Raw genomic sequence first — 25,161 nt, forward strand, 5'->3', positions numbered from 1 at the left:
TAAAATCTCTTAGTTTATGAAGCGATAATTAGTGTTATGATAAAAATGCTAGGACTAGAATTAGGGTAGGATTCTATTTTAAATTGATTTAAAAATCTGATTTTCAGTGTTTTAGATGTTTTAAAGGCACATTGGTCGTCGGGTGTAGTTTATACTGTGTCCGTAGGTGCCGTAAGAGAGTAATAATTTTAACCAGTCAAAACCACAAACCATTGAAAGAACTTAATAAATATAGTAAAGCGGTAACTCAAGATCCTACGCAGCCAGCTGCACAGGCTATGTTGCACGCTATAGGACTTACAGATGAAGATTTTAAAAAACCACTTGTAGGTATTGCAAGTACAGGTTATGAGGGTAACCCTTGTAATATGCACTTAAATAACCTTGCACTAGATATTAAAAAGGGAGTACAAACTTCTGATCTGGTAGGTCTTATTTATAATACCATAGGTGTAAGTGACGGTATCTCAATGGGTACTCCTGGTATGCGCTACTCACTACCTAGTAGAGATATTATTGCGGACTCAATGGAGACTGTAGTACAAGCTATGTCTTATGATGCACTGGTTACAGTAGTAGGTTGTGATAAAAATATGCCGGGTGCTCTTATGGCACAGCTTAGGCTAGATAGGCCATCAATACTCGTCTATGGAGGAACTATAGCACCAGGATGTCACGAAGATAAAAAGCTAGATGTAGTGTCTGCTTTTGAAGCTTGGGGAGAAAAAGTAGCTGGTAGTATTACAGAGCAAGAGTTTAAAACGGTTGTAAAAAAAGCCTGTCCAGGTGCTGGTGCGTGTGGTGGTATGTATACTGCAAACACGATGGCTAGCGCGATTGAGGCATTAGGGATGAGCTTGCCTTATACAAGCTCTAACCCTGCAGTGTCACCTAATAAAACTGCGGAGTGTGCTAGAGTAGGAGCTGCTTTAAGAAACCTAATAGAAAAAGACATAAAACCCTCAGACATTGTTACTCGCAAGTCACTAGAGAATGCGGTGAGACTTGTAACAGTACTAGGAGGATCTACTAATGCTGTGCTGCACTTTCTCGCTATAGCAAAGGCTGCACAAGTATCATTTACACTAGAAGATTTTCAAAAAATAAGTGATACCACACCTTTTCTAGCAGATCTTAAACCATCAGGAAAATACCTTATGGAAGATTTGCACAATGTAGGAGGAGTGCCGGGCGTATTAAAATATATGCTGGAGCAGGGTATGTTGCACGGGGACTGTATGACGGTAACTGGTAAAACTATTGCAGAGAATCTAGCAGTTGTAGACCATCTTCAGGCACATCAAGATGTTATTCATTCGGTTGAGAATCCTATTAAGGAGACGGGACACATCCGTATTCTTTATGGAAATATTGCAAGTGAAGGATCTGTGGCAAAAATTACCGGTAAAGAGGGATTACACTTTCGCGGAAGCGCAAGAGTTTATAACGGTGAGTATGCTGCAAATGCGGGTATAGGTGCAGGAGAGGTAAAAAAAGGTGATGTCGTCGTTATACGCTACGAAGGGCCACAAGGAGGACCAGGTATGCCAGAAATGCTTAAACCTACAGCGGCTATAATGGGTGCTGGGTTAGGTAAAGATGTGGCACTTATTACAGATGGTCGTTTTTCTGGAGGGACACACGGTTTTGTAGTAGGTCACATCACGCCAGAAGCACAAGTAGGAGGCGGTATTGCGCTTATAGAAAATGGAGATACCATCGTGATTAACGCAGAGACGAATACCATTAATGTTGAGATAAGTGAGAGCGAACTAGAAGCACGTAAAAAGAACTGGGTAGCTCCAGAGCTTAAAGTAAAACGTGGCTCACTTTATAAATATGCTCGTATGGTCTCATCTGCGAGTGAGGGATGCGTGACAGACGAGTTCTAGCACAACACAAGCACAATAAACAGACGCCTAGCGAGCGTGATAGAATAGAAATAACATTTAAAGCGTACAACCTATGGACGTGAAGACACAAAATACATCAGACACTGCGACTACCACAATGACTGGTAGTGAGGCATTGATACACTGTCTTGTAGCAGAGGGAGCAGACCTTATTTATGGGTATCCTGGCGGGGCTATAATGCCTTTTTATGATAAGCTACACAAGCATCAAGATAAAATCAAGCACGTCCTTACCAGACACGAGCAAGGAGCGACACACGCTGCACAGGGATTTGCCCGTGCGACGGGTAAAGTAGGAGTTGCCATTGCCACTTCTGGTCCTGGAGCGACTAACTTGATTACGGGTATTGCAGATGCTCAAATAGACAGTACACCTATGGTTTGTATCACAGGTCAAGTAGGATCTCACTTATTGGGTAGTGATGCTTTTCAAGAGACAGATATCATAGGTATCTCTACGCCAGTCACAAAGTGGAATCATCAAATAACCAGGGCAGAGGAGATACCAGAGGTACTTGCAAAGGCATTTTATATAGCGAGATCTGGAAGACCAGGACCTGTACTTATTGATATCACAAAAGATGCACAGTTTGCAGAGTTTGATTTTGCTTACGCGAAATGTGAATACATACGCAGTTATACGCCCACTCCGGCAATTAATGAAACAGAAATAGCACGCGCTGCTCAACTTATAAATGAGGCCAAAAAACCAATGATAGTATGGGGGCAAGGCGTGATACTAGGTGAAGCCGAAAATGAGTTTAAAGCCTTTGTTGAAAAATCTGGTATACCAGCTGCTTGGACTATTTTAGGTGTTTCTGCAATTCATACAGAGCATCCTCTTAACGTAGGTATGGTAGGTATGCACGGCAATTACGCACCTAATGTGTTGACAAATGATTGTGATGTTCTTATTGCTATTGGAATGCGTTTTGATGACCGTGTTACGGGTAATCTCGCGACCTATGCAAAGCAAGCAAAGGTCATACACTTTGAGATCGATCCTGCAGAGGTAAATAAAAATGTAAAGGCAGATATTGCAGTACTAGGTAACTCAAAAGAGACACTGGCAAAAATTTTACCTCATATAGAACAAAAGAGCCATAAGGCCTGGCACCAAAAATTTAAAGATCTCTATGCTATCGAGTATGAGAAGGTCATAAAGAATGACATTTTACCTACTAAGGAAGGCCTCACAATGGGTGAGGTTGTAAACCTTATCAATAAACAAACTAACGGTGAGGCCATTATCGTAACAGACGTAGGACAGCACCAGATGGTAGGGATACGCTATGCAGACTTTAAAAAGTCTAAGAGTAATATCACTTCTGGAGGACTAGGTACAATGGGATTTGCATTACCAGCAGCCATAGGTGCAAAAATGGGAGCACCAGAGCGAGAAGTGGTTGCCATTATAGGTGACGGTGGTTACCAGATGACTATACAAGAGCTAGGTGTCATCTTTCAAGCAGAGGTGCCGGTTAAGATAGTTGTGCTTAACAACGAATTTTTAGGAATGGTGCGCCAGTGGCAACAGCTATTTTTTGATAAGCGATACGCCAGCACCACTATGAAAAACCCTAACTTCTGTAAAATAGCAGATGCCTACGAGATAGATAACCAGAAGGTAAGCACTAGAGAAGAACTAGGTCCAGCTGTAGAGAAGATGATTGCTTCAAAAAACAGTTTCTTCTTAGAAGTAATGGTAGAGAAAGAAGATAACGTTTTCCCTATGATACCTACAGGAGCATCTGTATCAGATATAAGATTAGAATAATAACCAGTATATACAGTAGTACAAAGTATACATAAACAGGTTACCTATGAGTGAAGTAAAAACATTTACCGTAAATATATATACCGAAAATAATATTGGGTTGTTAAACCGTATTTCGGCAATATTTCAGCGCCGTAAGATTAATATAGAGAGTCTTTCTGCCTCAGAAAGTGAGATAGATGATGTGTTTAAATTTATTATCGTAGTAAATGTCACAGAAGAGCAAATGGCAAAAATACAAGGCCAAATAGAACGTCAAGTTGAGGTGATAAAGGCATTTTATCATACAGACGAAGAAACGATATTTACAGAGAGTGCGCTATTTAAGATCAAGTCAAATTTACTTTTTGACGAGCCTCAAATTCAGAATATTATAAAAGAAAGTCAGGCACGTATTGTGACTGTCAATAAGGACTTCTTTGTGCTTGAAAAAGCAGGAAGACGCTCAGAGATTGAGCTTGTACATAGAGAGCTTAAACCTTTTGGGATAATGCAATTTACACGCTCTGGTAGAATAGCAGTCACAAAAACAGAGATGCCTATCTCTACATTGTTACAACATATAAAAAAGAGTAATGAGGTCGCCTTTATCAAAGACCAAGCTTAGACAACTTATATAAACGAACTAATCCAACAACCTAGGAGGGTAAGACCGCTTTCGCGAAAGCAAAAAAAGAATTCTCCGCAATGTAATTACAATGAAAAATTATTTTAACACATTACCACTAAGGGATCAATTATCACAACTGGGAAAATGCCGCTTTATGGATGCCAGTGAGTTTGAAGATGGTATTGCTGCCATTGCAGATAAGAAAATCGTGATTGTAGGGTGCGGTGCACAAGGACTTAACCAAGGTCTTAATATGAGAGATAGCGGCTGTGATATTTCTTATGCATTAAGAGAAGGAGCAATTACAGAAAAGCGCCAGTCTTATAAAAATGCCACTTCAAATGGTTTTACGGTAGGAACTTATGAAGAATTAATCCCTACGGCAGATCTAGTTTTAAACCTTACTCCAGACAAGCAGCACACGGCCGTAGTAAAAGCAGTTATGCCGCTTATGAAGCAAGGAGCAACACTTGCTTACTCGCACGGTTTTAATATTGTAGAAGAAGGGATGCAGGTACGTGAGGACCTTACGGTAATTATGGTAGCGCCTAAGTGTCCGGGGTCTGAGGTACGTGAGGAATATAAAAGAGGTTTTGGCGTACCTACACTTATTGCAGTACATCCAGATAATGATCCAGAAGGAAAGGGGCTTGCTCAAGCTAAGGCATATGCAGCGGCTACAGGTGGTCACAGAGCAGGAGTACTAGAATCTTCTTTTGTGGCAGAGGTAAAGTCTGACCTTATGGGCGAGCAAACCATCTTATGTGGTGTGTTACAAACAGGATCGATACTCTGTTTTGATAAAATGGTAGAGAAGGGTATAGACCCGGCATATGCAGGTAAGCTCATTCAGTATGGCTGGGAGACTATTACAGAAGCACTCAAGCACGGTGGTATTACAAATATGATGGATCGTCTAGACAACCCGTCTAAGATTAAAGCATATAACCTCTCAGAAGAGCTTAAGGATATAATGAGACCACTTTTTGAGAAGCATATGGATGATATTATCTCTGGTCACTTCTCAAAAACTATGATGGAAGACTGGGCTGCAGATGATAAAAATCTTCACACCTGGAGAGCAGCAACTGGTGAGACCAATTTTGAAAAACAAGAAATCACATCGCAAGAGATAAGTGAGCAAGAGTATTTTGACCACGGTGTGCTTATGGTAGCAATGGTAAAAGCTGGTGTAGAGCTTGCTTTTGAAACGATGACAGCTGCAGGTATTATAGAAGAAAGTGCTTATTATGAGTCACTACACGAGACACCACTTATTGCAAATACCATCGCAAGAAAGAAACTTTTTGAGATGAATCGTATTATCTCTGACACGGCAGAGTATGGTTGTTATCTTTTTGATCACGCCTGTAAACCACTCCTTACAGACTTTATGAAAACGGTAGATACAGATATTATAGGCGCTGCTTATGCTCACGATAATGGAGTAGATAACCAAGAGCTCATTGCTGTAAATGATGCTATACGTAATCACCCTGTAGAAGAAATAGGAGCAACCCTACGTAAAGCAATGGTTGCAATGAAAAAAGTAAAAACCGAAGAGCAAGAAGCTGTTCTAAGCTAGTACTTATTGCCACCTCGCCGTGGATGCTTATGGAAGAAACGCTCAAAACATACATACCTACACTCAAATCTGTAACAGATGCGGCAAATAGGGTGCGTAAAGTGGTCTCAAAGACACCCTTTATGCGCAGTTTTACATACTCAAAAAAGTATGAGGCAGAGGTGTTTTTAAAGCGTGAGGACTTACAACAAGTACGTAGCTATAAAATACGCGGTGCGTTTAATAAAATAAGTACGCTTACAGATGAGCAGCAGCAAGCAGGTATTGTTTGTGCAAGCGCTGGTAACCACGCACAAGGTGTAGCCCTAAGTTGTGCAAAACTTCATATAAAAGGGACCATCTATATGCCTGCAACTACCCCAAAACAAAAGGTAGAGCAGGTACAAATGTTTGGTGACACTTGGGTTGAGGTTGTACTCACTGGTGACACCTTTGACGATGCTTATGCAAAAGCAAGTGAAGCTTGTATATCGGAACACAAAACCTTTGTACACCCCTTTGATGATAAGAAAATTATAGAAGGACAGGCAACTGTAGGTCTTGAGATGGTAACTCAGTCAGAAAAGCCTCTGGATTATGTATTTGTACCAGTAGGTGGCGGTGGCCTTATCGCGGGATTATCTAGTGTGTTTCATCATCTATCTCCAAAAACAAAAATTATAGGCGTAGAGCCTGGAGGAGCGCCTGCGATGATGAACTCTCTTTTACAAAAAGAGAATACCACCTTAACAGAGATAGACAAATTTGTAGATGGTGCAGCGGTACAACGAGTAGGGGAGCGCAACTTTAGTATCGTCCAGCAGCTTGTAGATCAAGTTGTGAGCGTGCCAGAGGGTAAAATTTGCCAGACTATACTAGATCTGTACAATAGAGATGCCATTGTAGTAGAACCTGCTGGAGCGCTTACTCTCGCAGTTTTAGATCAATTTAAAGAGGAGATACGTGGTAAGAATATAGCCTGTGTAGTAAGTGGTAGTAATAATGACATTACTAGAACTCCAGAGATTAAAGAAAGAGCACTCTTATATCAAGGGTTAAAGCATTACTTTATTATTAAATTTCCGCAGCGAGCGGGCGCTCTTAAAGAGTTTGTGGCAGATGTGCTGAGTAGTACAGACGATATCACCTATTTTGAGTATTCAAAAAAGACCAGTAGGGAGCAAGGCCCAGCTATTGTGGGTATTGAGATAAAATCTCCAGAAGATCTGGAACCTCTAGTAGAGAGAATGCATAAGCGTAAGTTCTTTGGTGAATATCTTAATGATAAACCCGAGTTGTTTCAATTATTGGTTTGAGTTATGCTTTCGCGAAAGCGTAATTATCTATAAAAATGAAAAGCCCTCATTAATAATAATGAGGGCTTTTTTTAATACATCGTACTTATGCTGCTTGTGGTAAACTACGGGTTAACCAGCCGCTTTTACCTGCGGTGGCAATGGCATATGGAGTTATCCAAAATAAACCAAAGGTATAGACAAGACTGTAAGTATATGCCCAGAATGACTCAGATGGAGTGTACTTTCTTGCATAAAATAAAGCCGGAAAAGTGGTGACAATTAAAATACTTACAAGAGTTGACGTTAAAAATAAAATGGGATGTGTTGCTACAAATAGGAGCATAAATATGAGAAATGGGTAGCTCATTAAAATAGTTAAAAACTGATTTACAAATAACAATCTTGCGCCTACTTTAGACTCTTTTCTAAAGTTTGTAAACACGTACTTTGCCATAGCTAGGTTTTCTCTTACGTTGCTACGTCCCCATCTTATGTACATTTTATAAAGGCCTTTGTACTTTTCTGGAACGTTAGTATAGGCATATGCATTTTTTTGGAAAAGCACGTGCAGTCCTTGTTTTAAGATCATATTAGTAAGCGCTCTGTCTTCTCCTATATCTGAAGATTTGCCCATAAACTTTTGATCAATCCATTCATCTAGGCAAGCAAAAACTGCATCTCTTCTGTATGCCGCTAGTGCTCCTGGTGTACATAATACTGAATTTACGTTACTCTCTGCACTTCTTACAAACTCAAAACTAAGGGTGAAGCTTACATCTAGCATTTTTGGTAATAGAGCTCTTTCTTTATTGAGCACGCGTATGTTTCCTGCTACAGCTCCACACTTTTTATTACCTATAAAAGGGCTTACTAATAGTCTTAAGGTATTTGCATCTACTATAGAGTCACTATCTACTGTGATGAAGATGTCACCTTTGCCTTCATTAAAACCTCTGTATAAGGCGTGACGTTTCCCCATATTTTTAGGCTGCTGGCAGATTGAAACTCGATCACCTAGCTCTTTCTTTGCTTTTTGCATCCAGTACCAAGTGTCGTCTTGACTACCATCGTCTATAGAAAGTAGTTCTAGTTTGTGCATAGGGTAATCACTAGCTGCAAGACTTTTGAGGGTTGCATATACTTGTTTTCCTTCGTTGTATGCTGGAACTATTACTGTACACGTAGGTAGCTCTTGATCACTTACTGATGCTACAGGTTTGTATTTGAAATAGTGATATAAAGTATAGATAAAGAAGCCACTTTTAAAAACTAGTAGGGTAGAAGCAAAGGTCATAAAGCCATAACCAAATATCGAGCTCTTACGCTCAAAGTCTAATTGTGAAAAATCATAACGAAGCATATATGCGATATATGCCGAAACGGCTAGAAGTAAAAAAGTTGCTAGAAGTACAAATACTCCCCAAGGGTTTTTTGAGTTTTTCTGTAAAGAGTTTTGTGGGTTATGTTCTTTATTATGAGATACAGTTGTGGGAATTTCTCTTGATGGATTGGTTGTTATATTCATATCTGGATTCATTCAAGTTTAACAATGGTTTGAATGGTTTTACGCCAGTTGAGAATCTTTGGACTACCGACTGAATGTTATTTAACATCTATATACTGTAATTAACTTTACCCTAAGATTTATGAGTGCTAGATGTTAAAATAGGGAGAAAGCGCAAAAAAATAAAGGCTTCCAGATGAAAGCCTTTATAATACCTTGCTTATATAAGCAATGCTAGTGAATAATTAATTTTTGAGTCTCCATAGTTTGTGGCTTTTCTATATTAAGAATATATGCCCCTGGAGCAACGTCTAGAACAGGGAGTTCTATATGTGTAGCTTCATTATCTGGAGTCCAATCTTTTATAAGTTGCCCTAGAATATTGAACAACTGCAGCGATTTTATTTCGTAATCTTGAGACTTGTCTATTATGATTGCTTGTGAATCTGTGTTAAAATACACACTAATAGAGTCAGATTCAAAAGTGTCTTCTATTACGACTTCTTCTTCTACATCTGTATCTTGAGCTACTTCGTCATCTTCTGTAGTTTCCTCTTCAGTTTGTTCTTGCTCTTCTTCATCTGTAGTTTCTTCTTCCTCTTGGTCTTCACTTTCTGCTCTTTGGAAAACGATGTAAAATCTATCTTCATAAGTACCTGCAGAGAGTGTTATGGTATACTTGTCTTGAAGATTTGTAATTTCTGTTGTAGTACCTAAAAGTTCATCAAGAACATAAACAGATACATTATCTGTATTAACATTTTCTAAGTAATCTAGTCCTATTGATATCTCACCATCTATAGGTAAAGTAACTCTTACCGGAAATTGACGATCGTTTTCGATAGCAGGTACTCCTAGTATGATAGCCATTTCACCTTCGAGCATCCAAGTCATATCCTCAGTAGGATTTGATGTGATAACGCCATCATAAGCCCTGTCGTAGTCAAAAGTTGTGTTTTCATCAATTGTCATAAGCAATTGTCTATGGAATTGACTAGGTGAATCAAATCCTATTCTAAACTTTTCTCTAAGATCTTCTTCCTGTACTACGGCATCTTCAATGTTACTGTCGTCTGTATCTTCTTCTTGATCAGAATTAAAGAAGAATGTAGAAGAGGTACTCTCTTTTGCAAACGCTCTCTGTCTGTTGTTAAAAGTAGTAGTTCCAGTTGATACAGCCTCGACAAAGAACCCTTGGCCAACTGCTATAAAACGAGTTGGTGTTTTAGTTCCAGATCCAGTTTGACTCACAGCTGGATGGCTTACTGCTGGTGTACCACCACTTAAGGTATATAAAGCATACCCTGCTTGATAATCTGACAGGTAGTGACTACCGCCTCCCCAGTGCTCCCAGAAAAGTAAGGTTCCAGTTAGATGAGGGTTATCGTTTATAAATGTATTTGCATCTATAGCAGATGGGAATGGATTACCAACAAGATATTGATTACCTGCATTAATTGTTTTGTTTATAGGCTGTGCTGTTGTTCCATTATTAGGTTTTCCTATAAATGTATAATTCTGTGGGTCTGGTACTGCTCCAGTTCCTGGTCCTTTCATCGTGAATCCATCACCCGCAACTAAGTTTCCGGCGTTACCTATATGCTCCCAAGCACTGTAGGTATTTGCAAGATTGTTTCGGTATGTAAATAACCAAAAGTCACTTATTGTTACAGGAGAGGTTGGTGCTCCATTATATCCAGTTGCAAAAGTCATTGCTGCTGGGCTATTAGGGTCTGTACCATCATTCATTATAGTAGAAATAGAATGACCTTGATTTATAGTGCTTGTATTTACAAGACCAACAGGCGAAGACCAGACGTTATATGAGAAGGTGTCTGATGTTCCTTGTTGATCTCTTTCTAGCCTACCAGAACTAGCTAAGTCAAGGTCACTATTTTCTGTTTGGATAAGTTGAGACTCGCCAACTAAATCCATTAAACCATCTAGTTTTAAATAGTGAGAGACTTCAATTTTACTATCGTTCTCAATACTTAATTCATTTGTTATAACATCTAGGCCTAAGACTGTGTTATTTTCATTAGTAGTTACATTATGTGAAGTTTGAACAATGTTCCAGTCTATAGTCTCATTAGAATCTACTATGGAAACAGCGCCAGGTATCTGTTGTGTACTACCATTCTCCCAAGTGTTGCTATTAGTCCAGTCCCCATTATTTTCAGAAACATATGGTAGAGGAGCTGTTTGAAAATCTACAGTTTCTAGATTTTTTATAGCAGCCACGTGGTTGTTGTCAGACTCATCTTTAACATTTGTAAACGTGTACCTATTCATAGGTAGGTATAATTCTAGGTTACTCCAAGGAATAGTAGCTACTTCATTTTTAGAAATATTTTGAGGTATAATTTTCCCTACTACAGAGGCATCTGTAAACCTTTCAATTTCTTGGTTCATAATGAACTGTAATTGCTGTTGCGTAAGGTCATCATTCCATATCCTTACTTCGTCTATGGTTCCATCAAAAAAGTTTGAAGGACTTGCGTGGTCTGTAGCCGCTATAAGAAGGTGTTGGCTAGAGGTCGCAGGTGCAGGAAGATTACTTCCATTATCTTCAACCCCATCTATATAAAAAGTTGCACGTGTACCGTTATATATTACTGCTACGTGATGCCACTCATCTTGCGGTAGTGGTGTAGACGCATTGAATGCGCGAGTTGTACCGCCAGCATCTTTCCACAATATACGTGGTCTAAATGCTCCGTTTAGTCTTAAAGAGTATCCTTCAGTAAAAGGAACATTACGTTTTGAAATAATCTCTCTGTTACCGGAGTTGGGTCCTCTTTTTACCCAAGCAGAAATAGTAAATGGTCCGGTTAAATCTGCAACATCATCTGCATCCATATAATCTCTTACACCATCAAAGGTAATTGAACGCTCATAATAGTACTCAGGAGCGTAACCGAAAGTTATATATTTAGTGCCATCAAAATCATAGGTAGTCTCAAGGTTATCACCTACGACGTTCATAATTCTGTATTCTGAAGTTGGACTAAATGAGGGAGTGTCAGATACAAACATTAAGAAGCTACCAGGAGGTGTTATTGTTGCTGTTAAGCTCACTTCTGGAATTGAAATTTTCACTTCACCTACAGATCCAGTCTCAACTACCTTCCAAGTTCTTCTAATGGCGGTAAAATCTACCAACGTAGATAAACCAGCAATACCATTACTCATATCAACAGAAATAGGTGCTGCTGCTGCTAGCGATTCGTTATTGTTACCCCATATAAGGAAGTTCTTATCTGTAAATGTATTTGCATTACTTGTAATGTTGTCAGAATTTGTATCATAAATATCCGTAAGTCCCATAGTAATCATAGCGCCTGGATTACTTGATGTAGATTGCTTTTGGTTAAGTGTTGCGTCGTCATCTCTACCTATACCAGCTATGTCGTAAGTATATCCTATATTTACTGCCGTATCCCATATGACATTACCATCAGTATCAACATAATCTTCATCACCTTCTCTAGAAGTAGTAGTACTATTTATACTATGTAAAGTAACACCGTTTTTAAGAGCAAGATATGACTGTAATTTTTTCTGATCCAAATTAGAATTAGGTACTGCATAGCTAATAAATTCTGTCATTTTTCCATTAAAGTGAGAGTCATATGGCGTACCAGCAACTGTGATTCTTCCCACTCCCAGTACATAGTTTGAGTTTCTAACTTTACTATAGGTTAGATTACCACCTATTGTACCGTTTGATTGGTTATAAGCTCTACCCGTGTAGTTGTCAATTTTCTTACCATTTCTATAAATTTCAGACTGGTTTGTTGCTGAGTTATATTTTACATTTAAAATCAATACCTCATTATCCATCGAATCTGTAGAGCTTACATATGCTCTACCGTAACTTCCATCACTCCCAGATGAAGTATTTGATGGTGTAGAACCTATCATATGACTTATGATGTTGTCTTGTCCGGTAAAACGAACCGATCCTGGATTAATCCATAGCCCTGTACCGTCTTCACCAAATTGCTCATCTGTAATTCGCCCACTTAAAACACCTTCTTGATTTGTAGTACTATTAATCGTTCCATCAGATTGTATAACGACCCAGTATTCGTCAGTATAGTACCCACCCTTTCCTTTGAGTTGGGTATCATTTGTTGTATCAAAATTTATTACGGGATTATGATTGATGTTTTCAACACTACTATTATAATAAATAGGAGCAGCATTGTTAGCAATCTCTGCATCATTATCAAAAGCAATATCACTCCAAGTATTTATTTGACTTCCTGAAGTGGTAGCACCTGTACCTGCATTAGACTTTAACCAAAGTTTTAGATTGGATGTTATACTAGCTGGTCCTTCTGATGGATTTGAAAATGGTATTATAGGGTCTCCTTGTACTACTACATTGTCAAAGTTAACTCCTACAGATTCAGCCGATCCATTAGATCTAAATTGTACACGAAGTCTTGTAGAGGCATTGTTGTTAAGAGTGGGAGGTAAGGCTATTGAAGCTCTTACAAAATTAGAACGACCAGAGCCTGCACCTTCTGTATTTACTCCAGACCACCCATCTGCTCCACTACCAAAAGCAACAACATTTGTAGAATTATACCAGTTGTCAACGGGTGTGGCATTATAAGCGCCTAGAACAGTCCAAGTTGCGCCATCAAAATACTCTACGCGCATCCCATCATTATTCTCAGGGGTTCTATATCGTATATCTATTTGTAATTTTAAATTTTGATATCCAGTTAAGTCAATTGTTGGACTTGTGGCATATGTGTTAGAATTAGATGCATAATTAGCATAATTTGTGGTGTACCAGTAGTCACCCTCTGTACCTGGTTCTATACCATTTGATCCATATGTCCATACAGAATTCCCTCCAGGGTTACTGGCAGTCCAACCTCCATCGTTTATATCAAAGCCTTCGTGATAAATAGTATATTGTGGTGTAGTGTCAATAGATGATGTTCCTAAAAGTTCAAAAGTATAATTATCTTCATCACTGTCATTAGAACTAACTCTTACTGTTGGATTATGAGTTCCTACAGCTCCTGGGAAATATGTGATTTGAAAACTAGTTGATCCTCCTGCGGGAATAACAGTATCTGGAAGTGATGAAACACTAAAGTTTCCACTACCTCCACCAGTGATTTCTACTAAAGGTGTTCCGTTTAGTACGAGGTCACTCGTTCCAGAGTTTGTAATAAGGAAATCCTTAGTGGTAGATAAGCCTATAAAGGTGTTACCATAGTCTGTATTATCTGCTGTAGAAGGGGTAGTGTCGCCATTTACTATGGTTACGCCGTTTCCTGATATATCGATTTCTGGAGAAGTAGTAATTACTCCTTGTCCAGTGATTGTAAAGTTGAAAGGATTTTCATCACTATCGTTATTTGCTATGCTTACAGTTGCCGTATGAACCCCAGGTAATAAGGGTGTGTAAGTGATTTCAAACGTTGTAGATCCTCCTCCAGGAATTATATTATTAGCGGGTATTTGGGTAATTGAGAAGTATCCAGAACCGGTTATCTGAACATACGGGGAAGCACCAGTGAGTAACAAATTAGCCGAACCTATATTATTAATATTAAACGTACTAACCTTAGAGTTCCCGATAAGACTTGTTCCAAAATCTGTTGCGTTACTTACTGCAGGTGTTGTACTTCCATCAGTAACTTGATTTCCTAGGCCATCGATTGCAATTTCTGGCTCTGGCCCTAAAGATTCTCCAGTAATATTAAAATTATAAGGATTTTCATTACTATCATTATTGGTAACAGTAAAAGTTGCGTCGTGGGTTCCTCCTAGAGTAGGATTATAAGTTATTACAAATGTTGCAGATGCTCCAGCTGCTATAGTGGCCGGTGGGGGGGTGGTAATGGTAAATTCACCTGGGTTTGTTCCTCCTAGAGTCCAGCCAGACAAGTTGAGCACCGCTGTACCAGAATTTGTAATTGTAAATGTATGATTCAGTGTAGTTCCTGCAGTTATTGTACCGTAGTCTGTATCGTCATTAACAGCTGGAGTTGTATCTCCATCAGGTATTACAATGCCTTGTCCAGAGATGGCTATCTCTGGCATAGGTACCGATGAAGTAACATTTATTCCATAGTCTTCTGTTTCTCCGTAATAAGAGTTGTTTGCTAGGCAAGGTGAAGGTTGACCAGCTGTACCGTCCCATTTACTTTGTACTCTCATAACGGTATAACCTAAGTTTGCTCCGGCAGGTACGGTTATACCTAATGGGGAATTTGAAGTGGCTCCATTAGTAACATTGACAGCAGTACCCGTGTTATATTCTTCTCCGGCATCGTTAAAATCACCATCTTGATTCCAGTCAATCCAAGCTCTCGTGCTAAACGCAAAATTCCCATTAGTATTTACCTGTACGGTAAGTGGATATGTAGAACCTTGTTCAAGATCTGTAGTCAAATAGCTAAAATCAGAATATCCATTATTTTGAATAGGAGTATTGTTGTCAATAGTATTTATCGCAACCCTTGTAATTGTAGATGGATTTCTAATAGCATATGGAGTGCAGTAATTTGATGTTCTTTTTACTCTTATGTTATCTATTGCCATATCACTTCGGTAGCCACCGCCTGTAGTACCTGAAATTCTTAAATTAAAAGTAGTATTAGTATAACTTGATAAATCAACCGTAGCTGTTGACCAAAAATCATTACTATTCACTTGTGATTGTCCAGATGTGCTGAAAAGAGTCGTCCAGTTTGTACCAGAATCTGTACTGATATCTATGCTAAGTGTGCCTTGATTTGCACCATACATATGATAATCCATAGCAAAAAAAGCATCTGTCTCCCCAGCTAGATCAAAACAAGGACTAATAAGCTTAGTGTTAGTATTAGGCCCTGGGTTCGCCCCAACACTAGCCTCAGTATAATAATATCTATTGCCTTGACTTGCAAAATTAGGACCTGTGTTAGGTGATGGCGTACCATTTGTAGATAGTGTCCAGTCACCACCATCGCTAATATCTTGAGACCATTGTCCTAATCCACTTTCAAAACTCTCTTGATATCCCATACCAACTACTGGTCCAGTACAAGCAAAGAAGTTTTCTTCATCTACTATAGAAATAGCAAATAGTGGTTGAATAGAAAAAATAACCATAAGCACAAACGTGCAAAATAGCATAGAGGGAGTATTTTTTTTCATCTTACAATATTGTCTTTTAAAGGAGCCTTAGGGTCTTCAAAAATAGTTGGGATCGCTAAATTACTAAATTTCATTATCAAAACAGTTAAAATGTGTTAAAATTGCGTAATTCAACTGTAATTTGTGTATTTCATCGATGTTTTTTAAAAATTATCACTTAATTTATTCTTATTTATTTTAGATAAGGTGTATTTTATCATCGATGAAATACATATGTATTCCAGTGAGTTTTACAATTAGAGTGTTTACGCTTTCGCGAAAGCGCAAAAAAAAGGAGAAGTTATACTAAGATAACCTCTCCTTTTTCTAATAAGATTTAAAATTAATCTTTAAATCTTTTCCGTAAGCCTAGGAATGCTCCAGCTACAATACCTAAGGTTACAAAACCGTCTATGGGTGCTGCAGGCGCCTGATCATTTACATCATTTCCAAAACTAATTTGAGCAGAGGCACTTGTTGATATACAAACGATAAACAAGGTGCTTAACATATATTTTTTGAATATTGAATTTTTCATTATTGTAAGTTTAAGTTGGTGTTTTTATTGAATTACAATTCTGTGCGATATAGCTACATCTTGACTTGTAATGGATAGGATATAAACACCTGCTTTTAGGTTATGTAAATTAGTTAGGGTAGCGGTAGCGCCAGTAAATGAAACTGGTTGTGCAATGACTTGCTGCCCTAAGAGATTTGTAATGGTAACATCTACAGTTAATCCTGCAAGTTTTGTGGCTGTAAGAGATAATGTCCCATCTGTTACTGGGTTAGGGTACATTGCAAAATCTATGGCCTCATTACCTTCTGTAGATAGCGCTTGAGCTTGATAAACTATTTTAAATCGAGTAGCGTCTATACTTGCATCTATAGTTTCATCTACAGAAAAAGTTATTGTGTTAAGACCATTCTCTAGCATTGTAAGCTCCCCTGTGTAGGTATCCTCTAGATAAGGTGTAACTTCATTAAAACCGTTTACCGTAATATCTAATGTATAATTAGATACTCTGTATAAGGCATTATAGAGTTGTACTTCATCATTTTCTGTAGGCATAGCAAGTTTATCTACACTAAGGAGGGTACCTTCTTTTAAGATTCCCATATTTTCATCGATGTTATAAAACTTTGATACATCTTCACTAGTTAACTCATTACTGTAATTGTTATCATAAAGGATTACAAAATTGTCTTGTAAACCTGCATAAGTACCGTACCTGTCAGTTCTATAAAGTTTTGCGATAAGTTGTGACGAGCTAGCAAACGTCGTTGCATTATTGTTGAAAACAGTTACATCGTTACCAACAGCTTTATCTGTCTCATTAAACACAACAGAGGTAGAGTTATCGCCTACAGTATTTTCAGTAGCTGTAAAGAATGACTGTCCTGGTTGTATGTAATGGTAGCTTTTTGAAGTAGCACCATTGCTAGAGCCAGTTCCATCTAGTAATACGGTTACATACTGTCCTCTAGCACCAAGGGTTGCGTCCCATACCCATACTTCACTTGCCTTTATGTTATTAGATCCAGCAAGTACATCGTTTACATTTACAGATGCCTGATATGGATTACCAATAAAGTTAAAAGCTCCTGCATTATGGTTTAGGTCTGCTCCAGTGGTTTGGATAGTTGCAGTTGCCAGCGTTCCAGTGCTTCTAAGTGTCGTGTTAGAAGGTGTAGCAGCGTTAGTTGTTAGGTCTATACTTCTGTCACCTCGTACCATAAGTCGTAATGGAGTTCCCGCTGTGAGTGTTGTCACATCTGTATTTGTAATAGCTTCCCAAGCTTGTGCTCCATTATTAAGAGCAAAGAGTGAAGGGTTACCAGAACCTGTAGCGTCAAAACCATTTTCTCCAGTGGTAGAGCCTGTGATGTGGGTACCATAACCTGGATTAGGATCTACATTATCTGTTGGGTAGTTAGTACCCGTGTTGTTACCACCTTCTTGCCAGTTTATATTAATACTTGTTGTAGAAGTAACAGAGCTTGATAGTAATCTAAAGGCTCTTCTTGCGGGTATATAACGTTCTGTTGTAACATTACCTACAATGCTCCCTCCAGTAATAACATCTACCATAGCCGTACCATTTACATCACTGCCTAGCGTAAGTAGGTTACTTGTGTTAAGTTGACCATTTGTAAGTGTTAGCAACGTTGTAAGTTTTAATGGTGCAGAAAGTATAGCGCCTGCTGGATTATTTAAGGTAAGTGAACCTAGTTCAAACTCATTACCAAAAATACTTTGAGCGCTTGTACCATTTAGTTCTACAGTTGCATCGCTAGCCGTAAGCGCACCGGTATTTGTGATATTACCTGCAGTAGATAAGGTAGTAGTGCCTAGATCAAGTGTTGCACCTGGGCTTACAGTTACATTATTTATAAAAGTATTTGCCGTTAGGGCTGTGGTTCCAGATAGCACTTGAATATTGTCATCTATAGTTGCAATACCACTTGGATCTTGCGGTGTCCATAACCCATTGTCATAAACATAATCTGTCGATGCTGGTAAAATTGTTAGGGTATAATCCTCAACTTGACCATAATCGAAGTTTCCGCAGGCTTCAGGAGTGACTTGGTAGCGCATTATTACACGCATTCTTGTCTCTCCTAATGTTGCATCTAAAGGTATTGTGAGGTTATTTTCAATTACAGGTGTTATTTGATTACCTGCTTGTATAAATACCTCTTCATTAACTCCATCAAAACTTCCATCTCTGTTGTAATCTATCCAGACACCGATCGCTTCATCATAATTTGTTCCAGGCCATTCCTTTGTTATTGATATTGAGAAGGTAGCACCTTGTTTAATACTTGCATTGATAGCGGTAAAATCTTCATAACCCAAAGTATTTGCTCCAGAGTCATTATCAATAATATCGTTAGTACCATCATAAAGAGTTACATTACTGATGTACTCTTCAGAGGTATCTGCACTTGCTGCATCGCAATACATTATTGCCGTTGTTGTAAAATTTACTATAGCACTATATGGCGTGTTACCTGTACTACAATTTGCTCTTACTTGTACCTCGTATGTGGCTTCTGGAGTTAAGGAATCCAAGCTTAATGAATTTGTAGTAAGATTTGATGCGGTCCAAGATGTTGTTCCGCTTTCGCGAAAGCGTAATCTATAGTCACTACCCACTGTTGCATCCCAAGTTAGTATTGCCGTTGTAGCATCAATAGCTGAAGCAGAAAGGTTAGCAGGCGGGGTGATGTATGGCTCGACAGTAACAGTAGCTGTACAACTATCTGAGTTGTTTCCAGAGTCTGTAACTGTAAGTGTAACGGTGTTATTACCTATATTGCTACAATCAAATGTATCAATATCTAGACTTAAATCTGATATTGCATTATCATCTGTAGATCCATTGTCTATTTGAGATGGCAGAATTGTTACTGATCCGTCTGCTCCTAATGATACTGTAATATTTTGACAAGACGCAACTGGAGGAACACTATCATCTATAATAGCAGTAAGCTCTAGATTATCAATTGCGATATCACTAGAAAAATCATTGCCAGTTGTCGCAACAAACCTTATTTTAATAGTCTTATTTAAATATGGTGTCAGAGCAGCACTTTCAGAACTCCAGGTGTTTTGTGGTGCTCCAGTACTTCCGTTTTGTGTAAATAGAGGGGTCCAAGTAAAACTCTCGTCATCTATCACTTCTACAACTAGATTACCCATATTATTACCGAACATATGATAGTCAAAGTTAAATGTGGCACTTGTTGCGTTAGATAAATCAAAGCAAGGACTGGTAAGAATAGCAGTTGCATTATTACCTAAATTTTCATCTGGTGCATCCGTATCCTCGGTAGCTTCTGTATAAAGGTAAAATGAACCGTTACTTGCGCTATTAGGTCCTGTGGTTCCGGATGGAGTTCCCCCAGAAAAACGAAACATATCTCCGTCATCTTCTTGGTTTTGTGACCATTCACCTAAGCCGTTTTCAAAACTCTCTGTGTGAGGAAAGTTGTTAATTACTGCATCATCACATAATTCAGGCGCGTACGAGTCAAGAGACAAAACTTTGAAGTTGTCAAATACAAAACCTGCAAAATCAGTGTTATATCCATCTTGTATGTTACTTACGTCACTATCAAACCTAAAACGAAGTTGCACTCCAGTTTCTCCTAAGAATTGAGTGTTATTCTCGAAGTCAATAAACACTTCTTCCATCACCCATTTGTTTGCTCCTCCTACAATTTGATCACCATCATATACATAGGTTCCATTATCTTCTTGATGACTACTTGGATTTCCAGGTCCTCCTTTTGTGTTATTAAAGTGATTATTAACAGAAGTAGGAGCAGCTGGTTTATTGTATTTACCACATAGAGCAGTCCAGTTTGTCCCATCTGTTGAAGCTTCAAGCTGTACTAAGTCAAAATTACGCTCAATATCCCAGAAGGCATTAAATTGAATCATAAATCCGTCTGACGTGCTTAAATCTAGTGCATTATTCAAAGTTGTTGTTCTTACTATATTATTCCCATAAGATCCACTTGATACTACAGATATAGCATTAGTACTACCATTATATCCATTTGTATAATTTACCCAGTTACCTGTCCAGTTTGAGATTCCGTCTGCATCTATTACGACAGTCGGATTGTAATATTTACGATATACCGCCTTATAGATGTCAAAATCACCATTACTTAATGTTACTTCATATTCAATAAGCTCATTAGCTTGTGGCGTACCATTAAATGTTATCGGAAAACTTACCTCGCGTTGTTCAAGTTTTGCCATTCCGTTTAGGGCCGTTGCGCTTAGTGGTGTAATAGAGGCAATGTTTGAGCTTACTGGTGTTACAGTAAGGGTAAGGTCATCTAGTGTCTGTCCTATATATTCAACTGCAAAGTTAAGTGTCTGGTTAGAGGGAGTAATATCTGCATTAGTAAGGTCGTGTAGTTGTGCATACTTACCTGCAGAGAGACTTGTAATTAAATTCATACGTAATGCTCTTTTTGCAATAGAGACAATATGAGAAGGATCTGGAGCAAACTCATCTCCATTTTCTGGTGTGAATGCAATGATGTTTTTTCCAGAACCAGAATTTGTATACGTTCCTCCACCAGATGGATTAGTCGTTACCGGAGGGCCTCCGAGCATCCAGTCATTAAAATCACCGTTTGCCTCATATAAAGTGTTAGGCGCAGAACCGTGAATGTAACGGTTGTAGTGAGTGACATTTTGCATTAGTTCTTGAAACTCATCTTCTCTTCCAGAAGGAGCAGCGCTAGTACTTCCGTTATATGAAGAGGTAACAATAGAGTTTAACCCAGAGTGATGATTTACTGCTAGTTTAATATCCTTAGTTTGTATAAAATCTGCAATAATTTGTGTTTCAGGTTCTGAAGCTGGGGTAGGACCTCTATAAGTCCCTGCAGTAACAGAAGGTGAAGATCCACTATCATCTATTCCCCAATAGTAAGGTGAGTTTCTGTTAAGATCAACACCTTGTGTGTATTGTCCATTACCAGTACCCGGTCTTAAATTCTTTCTTTGATTTCCACCACCATTAGGAGCTTGTATTCCATTATAAATATATCCATCAGGATTAATTACTGGTATAAAATATAATTCTTGATGATCAATCATACTCTTTATAAGTGGGTCAGAATCATAGCTCTCTAGAATATACCACATATAGTAAATTATATTCATAACACTGCTCACTTCTCTTGCGTGTGCGGCACCCGTAATTAATGATTGAGGTTCACCTGCTTCATCCATATCTGGATTATCAGAAATTTTTACGTACCACATAGTTTGTGGATCTATGTCTGGATTTGTACCTGTGTAGCCGTGTGTTTTTTGATTAGTAGGTGAAGCATCTTTTACTACAGTGATAATGTTAGGGTACAATTGTTGCATCCTTGCTAGTTCATCTAAAATCTCCTGATAATTATATGCACCTCCCATACTACCTAGTACGAAGTTTTGAGGAGTCCAATCTATCTCAGCACAGCCATCATATTGTATTGCACTAGGAATACTTTCTGAGCTTTGACTAAAGGACCTGGTATTCTCGTTAAGACTTTTAGAAGAGTTTGGGCTTAAACCTATACTCAAGTCTTTAAGTTGTTGTAGTTGAGCCTTTGCCTCTGGAAGTTTTTCATTGTTTCTAGCGCTTATAAAGTCTACTAAATTTTCTATAGTAACTTCATAAGGAATATTTAAATCTTCAAGAATCTCAATTTCATTATTATTCAAATCGATTTGAATACCTGTCGCAACTCCTTTACTACCACAAGCAAAATCAAACCCTTTTGTATATAACATTTTTAATGTTTCAGGGTTTGTTGTATTAATTATAACACGCTTAACACTATCATTATTCAACATAGAACTTTGATTATGCGAATTATGATTATGACTTTGTGAAGGTGAATGAACTTCTTGTGCTTTACTATAAGTAGTTGTAATTATAAGTAAAGAAAAAAGGGTTAAAACCTTGAGGTAGGTTTGTTTCATAATTTAAGTAGGTTTAGTTTTTAATTTGGGTTGTTTAAAATCTTGGGAATTTTAGACGCGTAAAACTAGTTAAATATATTAACGATACATTAAGATAAATGTTAAAATTGTGTATTTCACAGATGCTTTAGTGTATTTCATCGACTAAACGAATATTTGTATGTGTGATTTTTTTCGTTTGTAGTATAATATCGACAATTGTAACTATTTGATAATTAATGTATTGATTCCAGTGATATTGACATAATAAAAGACATATCAGTTTTAATAATGTAGCTACACAATTGTCAAATTAAAGTGAGTAAAGGACTATATTTACCTTACTTTAGAAGTATAATTGGATCTTTTTATTAAAATTTAGATAATTTTAGTCCAGCAATGAGTAATATAGAAAGTATGAAATTAAGAATCTTTGGTGCGGTAGTGCTTGTGTTTTTGACCTTGCAATCTTGTTCTGATGATGAGGTGACGTTACCTGAGGTGCTAGAACCTTCAGACATTGCTTTTAATCAAATTACAGTAAGTAATCCTACAACACAGCTTGTTTCAGATTGGACTAACCTTTGGCTAGAAATTGATCAATATGCATACGGTATGAGACCTACCGCCACCTCTAGAGCACTCGCATATATACATCTTGCAGGCTACGAGACGGCCGTATTTAGTATAGATGGTTATATATCAAATGCTAGTAACTTAAATGGTCTCACTATAAACAATTCAGAAATAGCTAGTAACATATCTCTTAATCTGGCACTCAACACGTGTTACAGTCTCGTTTTTGACCATTTTATGTATAATGTACAAGCAGATTACGATGCTAAAATTACTCAGTATAGAGATGCACAAGAAGCACAGCTAGTAGAAGGTCTTAGTGCAGAGACCATCGTAAATTCAAAAAGCTGGGGAGCCTACGTTGCACAACAAATTATTGCATATAGTCAAACAGATACAGCTGCCGAATCTCAAATAACAGACCCGCAGCCCTTTAGTTATGAACCTCCAGTAGGAGAAGGGTACTGGACCTATAGTGCAGATGAGGAAAGAGCTTGGTTTCCATATTGGGATCAAGCAAGAACTTTTATAATCTCTTCAGAAGAGACTACTACAGTTGCACCACCGGTAGCATATAGTACAGAAGTAGGGAGTGAGTTTTATACTCAAATGATGGATGTATACACTACTAATAATACAGCTAGAGAAGATAATAATGAAGATTTATGGATTGCAGAGTTTTGGTCTGATGATGTAGAGGGACTTATGACAAGTCCTCCCGGACACCAAGTGTCTATAGCAAACCAGCTCATAGGGCAGTATGATACTAGCCCTACAGCATCTCTTGTACTATTACTCAAATTAGGGTTTTCACTTAATGATGCTGCGGTATCTACTTGGGCAGATAAGTATGAGTATATGGTAATGCGACCTAGTGTTTATATACAAGAACATATTGACCCCACTTATGAAACTAACCTTTATAGATTTATAAACTGGCCTAACCCGTCATTTCCTGGGTATCCCTCAGGACACTCAGCATTTGCATCTGCAGCGGCAGGAGTTTTTATAGATGCATTTGGTAACGATATAAACTTTACAGATAGATCTCACGAGGGGAGGACAGAATTTAGAGGAGCACCTAGACAGTTTACATCTTTTACAGATATGGCACAAGAAAATGGTTACTCTAGAATACCGCTAGGTGTGCATATAGAGATGGACTGTACAGAAGGATTGCGACTGGGTTATGAAGTCTCAGATGCGGTTAACGCCTATAATTTGACTAACTAGGGAGCATTGTTATAAAGGGGCTTTTGTACGCTTTCGCGAAAGCGTAATACCCACTCACATTATAAATTTACTTATAATATAGCTTAGACCAGTAAAAAAATTATCTCCTCGGGGCTGATTAATATCATAGTTTCAATAAAAAGTTGCCATTAGATTTGGCCTTGTAAAACGGATACTATGAAAAATATTCTCCTTCTCACAGACTTTACACCTAAGTCAGATAATGCACATCACTTTGCTTTTCAATTTTTTAAAGGTCAAGATTGTACCTTTCACTTGCTTAGTATTCAAAAAGTGTGGGACTTTACAATGGACGACCTTATGGCTGCAAATCCCAAAAGCAGTGTAGATGTAGCCTTACTTAAAGACAACCGAAGCGACCTTACAACACAACTTCAAACCTATAAAAGCACCTTTAAAGACAGTACTTTTACCTTTGAGAGTCACGTAGATTATGATGTGTTTACAGATGCTGTCACTCAGGCAGTTCAAAATTATAATATAGACATCATAGTATGTGGTACAGATGGAAACTCGGGAATTCTGGAAGCTATTTTTAGTTCACATACATTACGCATTATAAACAAGGTAAATTGTCCCGTACTGGTCATTCCAGAGCATTATAAATATCAAGAACTTGAGCATATACAATACCTGCTTGATTATGATGATACGTTTGAGAGCTGTGGCAAACAATTATTTGATGAGGTGATTACACGTTATAGCCCTAAAGTAAGTGTACATAGATTAACCTTTGCGTTAGAAATGCAGCCCGAGGCTTGTTATGCAGAGAGTGAAGTGATACAGCAATTATATCCCGAAGTATCATTACATTATCACGTAATTACTAGTGATGACCCTATAAAGGAGTTAAATGCTTTTGTAAAAGAAGAAGGCATACAGCTTCAAATACTTTCGGCAAGGAGGCAAACGTTTTTAGAGCGTTTCTTCTCACACTCTCATCTTTCTAAAATTGTAAATTCAACAGAAGTGCCTTTACTTATTTTATGCGACTGTAGTGATGAATAGGTGTTTATTTATGCTTTCGCGAAA

General features: G+C 38.1%; 11 protein-coding genes. 7 read left to right on the top strand and 4 right to left on the bottom strand.

Features of this window, described 5'->3' with window-relative positions:
- Positions 1-212: 212 nt before the first annotated feature.
- From ilvD to ilvA, 5 genes are all read left to right on the top strand, one after another.
- Complete coding sequence (ilvD, locus tag ABVM49_RS08990; protein WP_299148581.1) at positions 213-1,892, top strand: dihydroxy-acid dehydratase; 1,680 nt, start codon at positions 213-215, stop codon at positions 1,890-1,892.
- Positions 1,893-1,965: 73 nt separating this feature from the next.
- Positions 1,966-3,690 (top strand): biosynthetic-type acetolactate synthase large subunit, encoded by a 1,725-nt coding sequence (gene ilvB, locus ABVM49_RS08995; RefSeq protein ID WP_405201566.1) that lies wholly within the window; start codon positions 1,966-1,968, stop codon positions 3,688-3,690.
- Positions 3,691-3,736: 46 nt separating this feature from the next.
- On the top strand, positions 3,737-4,297 hold the full coding sequence (gene ilvN / locus ABVM49_RS09000) for an acetolactate synthase small subunit (protein ID WP_405201567.1): 561 nt from the start codon (positions 3,737-3,739) through the stop codon (positions 4,295-4,297).
- 91 nt (positions 4,298-4,388) lie between these two features.
- On the top strand, positions 4,389-5,885 hold the full coding sequence (ilvC, locus tag ABVM49_RS09005; protein ID WP_375252270.1) for a ketol-acid reductoisomerase: 1,497 nt from the start codon (positions 4,389-4,391) through the stop codon (positions 5,883-5,885).
- 29 nt (positions 5,886-5,914) lie between these two features.
- Positions 5,915-7,180, top strand: coding sequence for a threonine ammonia-lyase IlvA (gene ilvA / locus ABVM49_RS09010; protein WP_405201568.1), 1,266 nt, complete (start codon positions 5,915-5,917; stop codon positions 7,178-7,180).
- Positions 7,181-7,265: 85 nt separating this feature from the next.
- Here the strand turns inward: ilvA and ABVM49_RS09015 are convergent, their stop codons facing one another.
- The 4 genes from ABVM49_RS09015 to ABVM49_RS09030 form a co-directional block, all read right to left on the bottom strand.
- Positions 7,266-8,699 (bottom strand): glycosyltransferase, encoded by a 1,434-nt coding sequence (locus tag ABVM49_RS09015; protein WP_405201569.1) that lies wholly within the window; start codon positions 8,697-8,699, stop codon positions 7,266-7,268.
- A gap of 201 nt (positions 8,700-8,900) precedes the next feature.
- Positions 8,901-15,836 (bottom strand): choice-of-anchor D domain-containing protein, encoded by a 6,936-nt coding sequence (locus ABVM49_RS09020; protein ID WP_405201570.1) that lies wholly within the window; start codon positions 15,834-15,836, stop codon positions 8,901-8,903.
- A gap of 322 nt (positions 15,837-16,158) precedes the next feature.
- Positions 16,159-16,353 (bottom strand): PID-CTERM protein-sorting domain-containing protein, encoded by a 195-nt coding sequence (locus ABVM49_RS09025; RefSeq protein ID WP_405201572.1) that lies wholly within the window; start codon positions 16,351-16,353, stop codon positions 16,159-16,161.
- A 24-nt stretch (positions 16,354-16,377) separates the two neighbouring features.
- Complete coding sequence (locus ABVM49_RS09030; protein ID WP_405201574.1) at positions 16,378-22,128, bottom strand: M14 family zinc carboxypeptidase; 5,751 nt, start codon at positions 22,126-22,128, stop codon at positions 16,378-16,380.
- 588 nt (positions 22,129-22,716) lie between these two features.
- On the opposite strand from ABVM49_RS09030, the gene ABVM49_RS09035 reads away from it, so the two are divergent.
- A complete protein-coding gene (locus tag ABVM49_RS09035) occupies positions 22,717-24,108 on the top strand; it encodes a vanadium-dependent haloperoxidase (protein ID WP_405201575.1) in 1,392 nt (463 codons plus the stop codon).
- 177 nt (positions 24,109-24,285) lie between these two features.
- Complete coding sequence (locus ABVM49_RS09040) at positions 24,286-25,137, top strand: universal stress protein (RefSeq protein ID WP_405201576.1); 852 nt, start codon at positions 24,286-24,288, stop codon at positions 25,135-25,137.
- Positions 25,138-25,161: the final 24 nt, after the last annotated feature.

The sequence above is a fragment of the Dokdonia sp. LLG6352-1 genome (assembly GCF_045055815.1).
Classification (GTDB): domain Bacteria; phylum Bacteroidota; class Bacteroidia; order Flavobacteriales; family Flavobacteriaceae; genus Dokdonia; species Dokdonia donghaensis.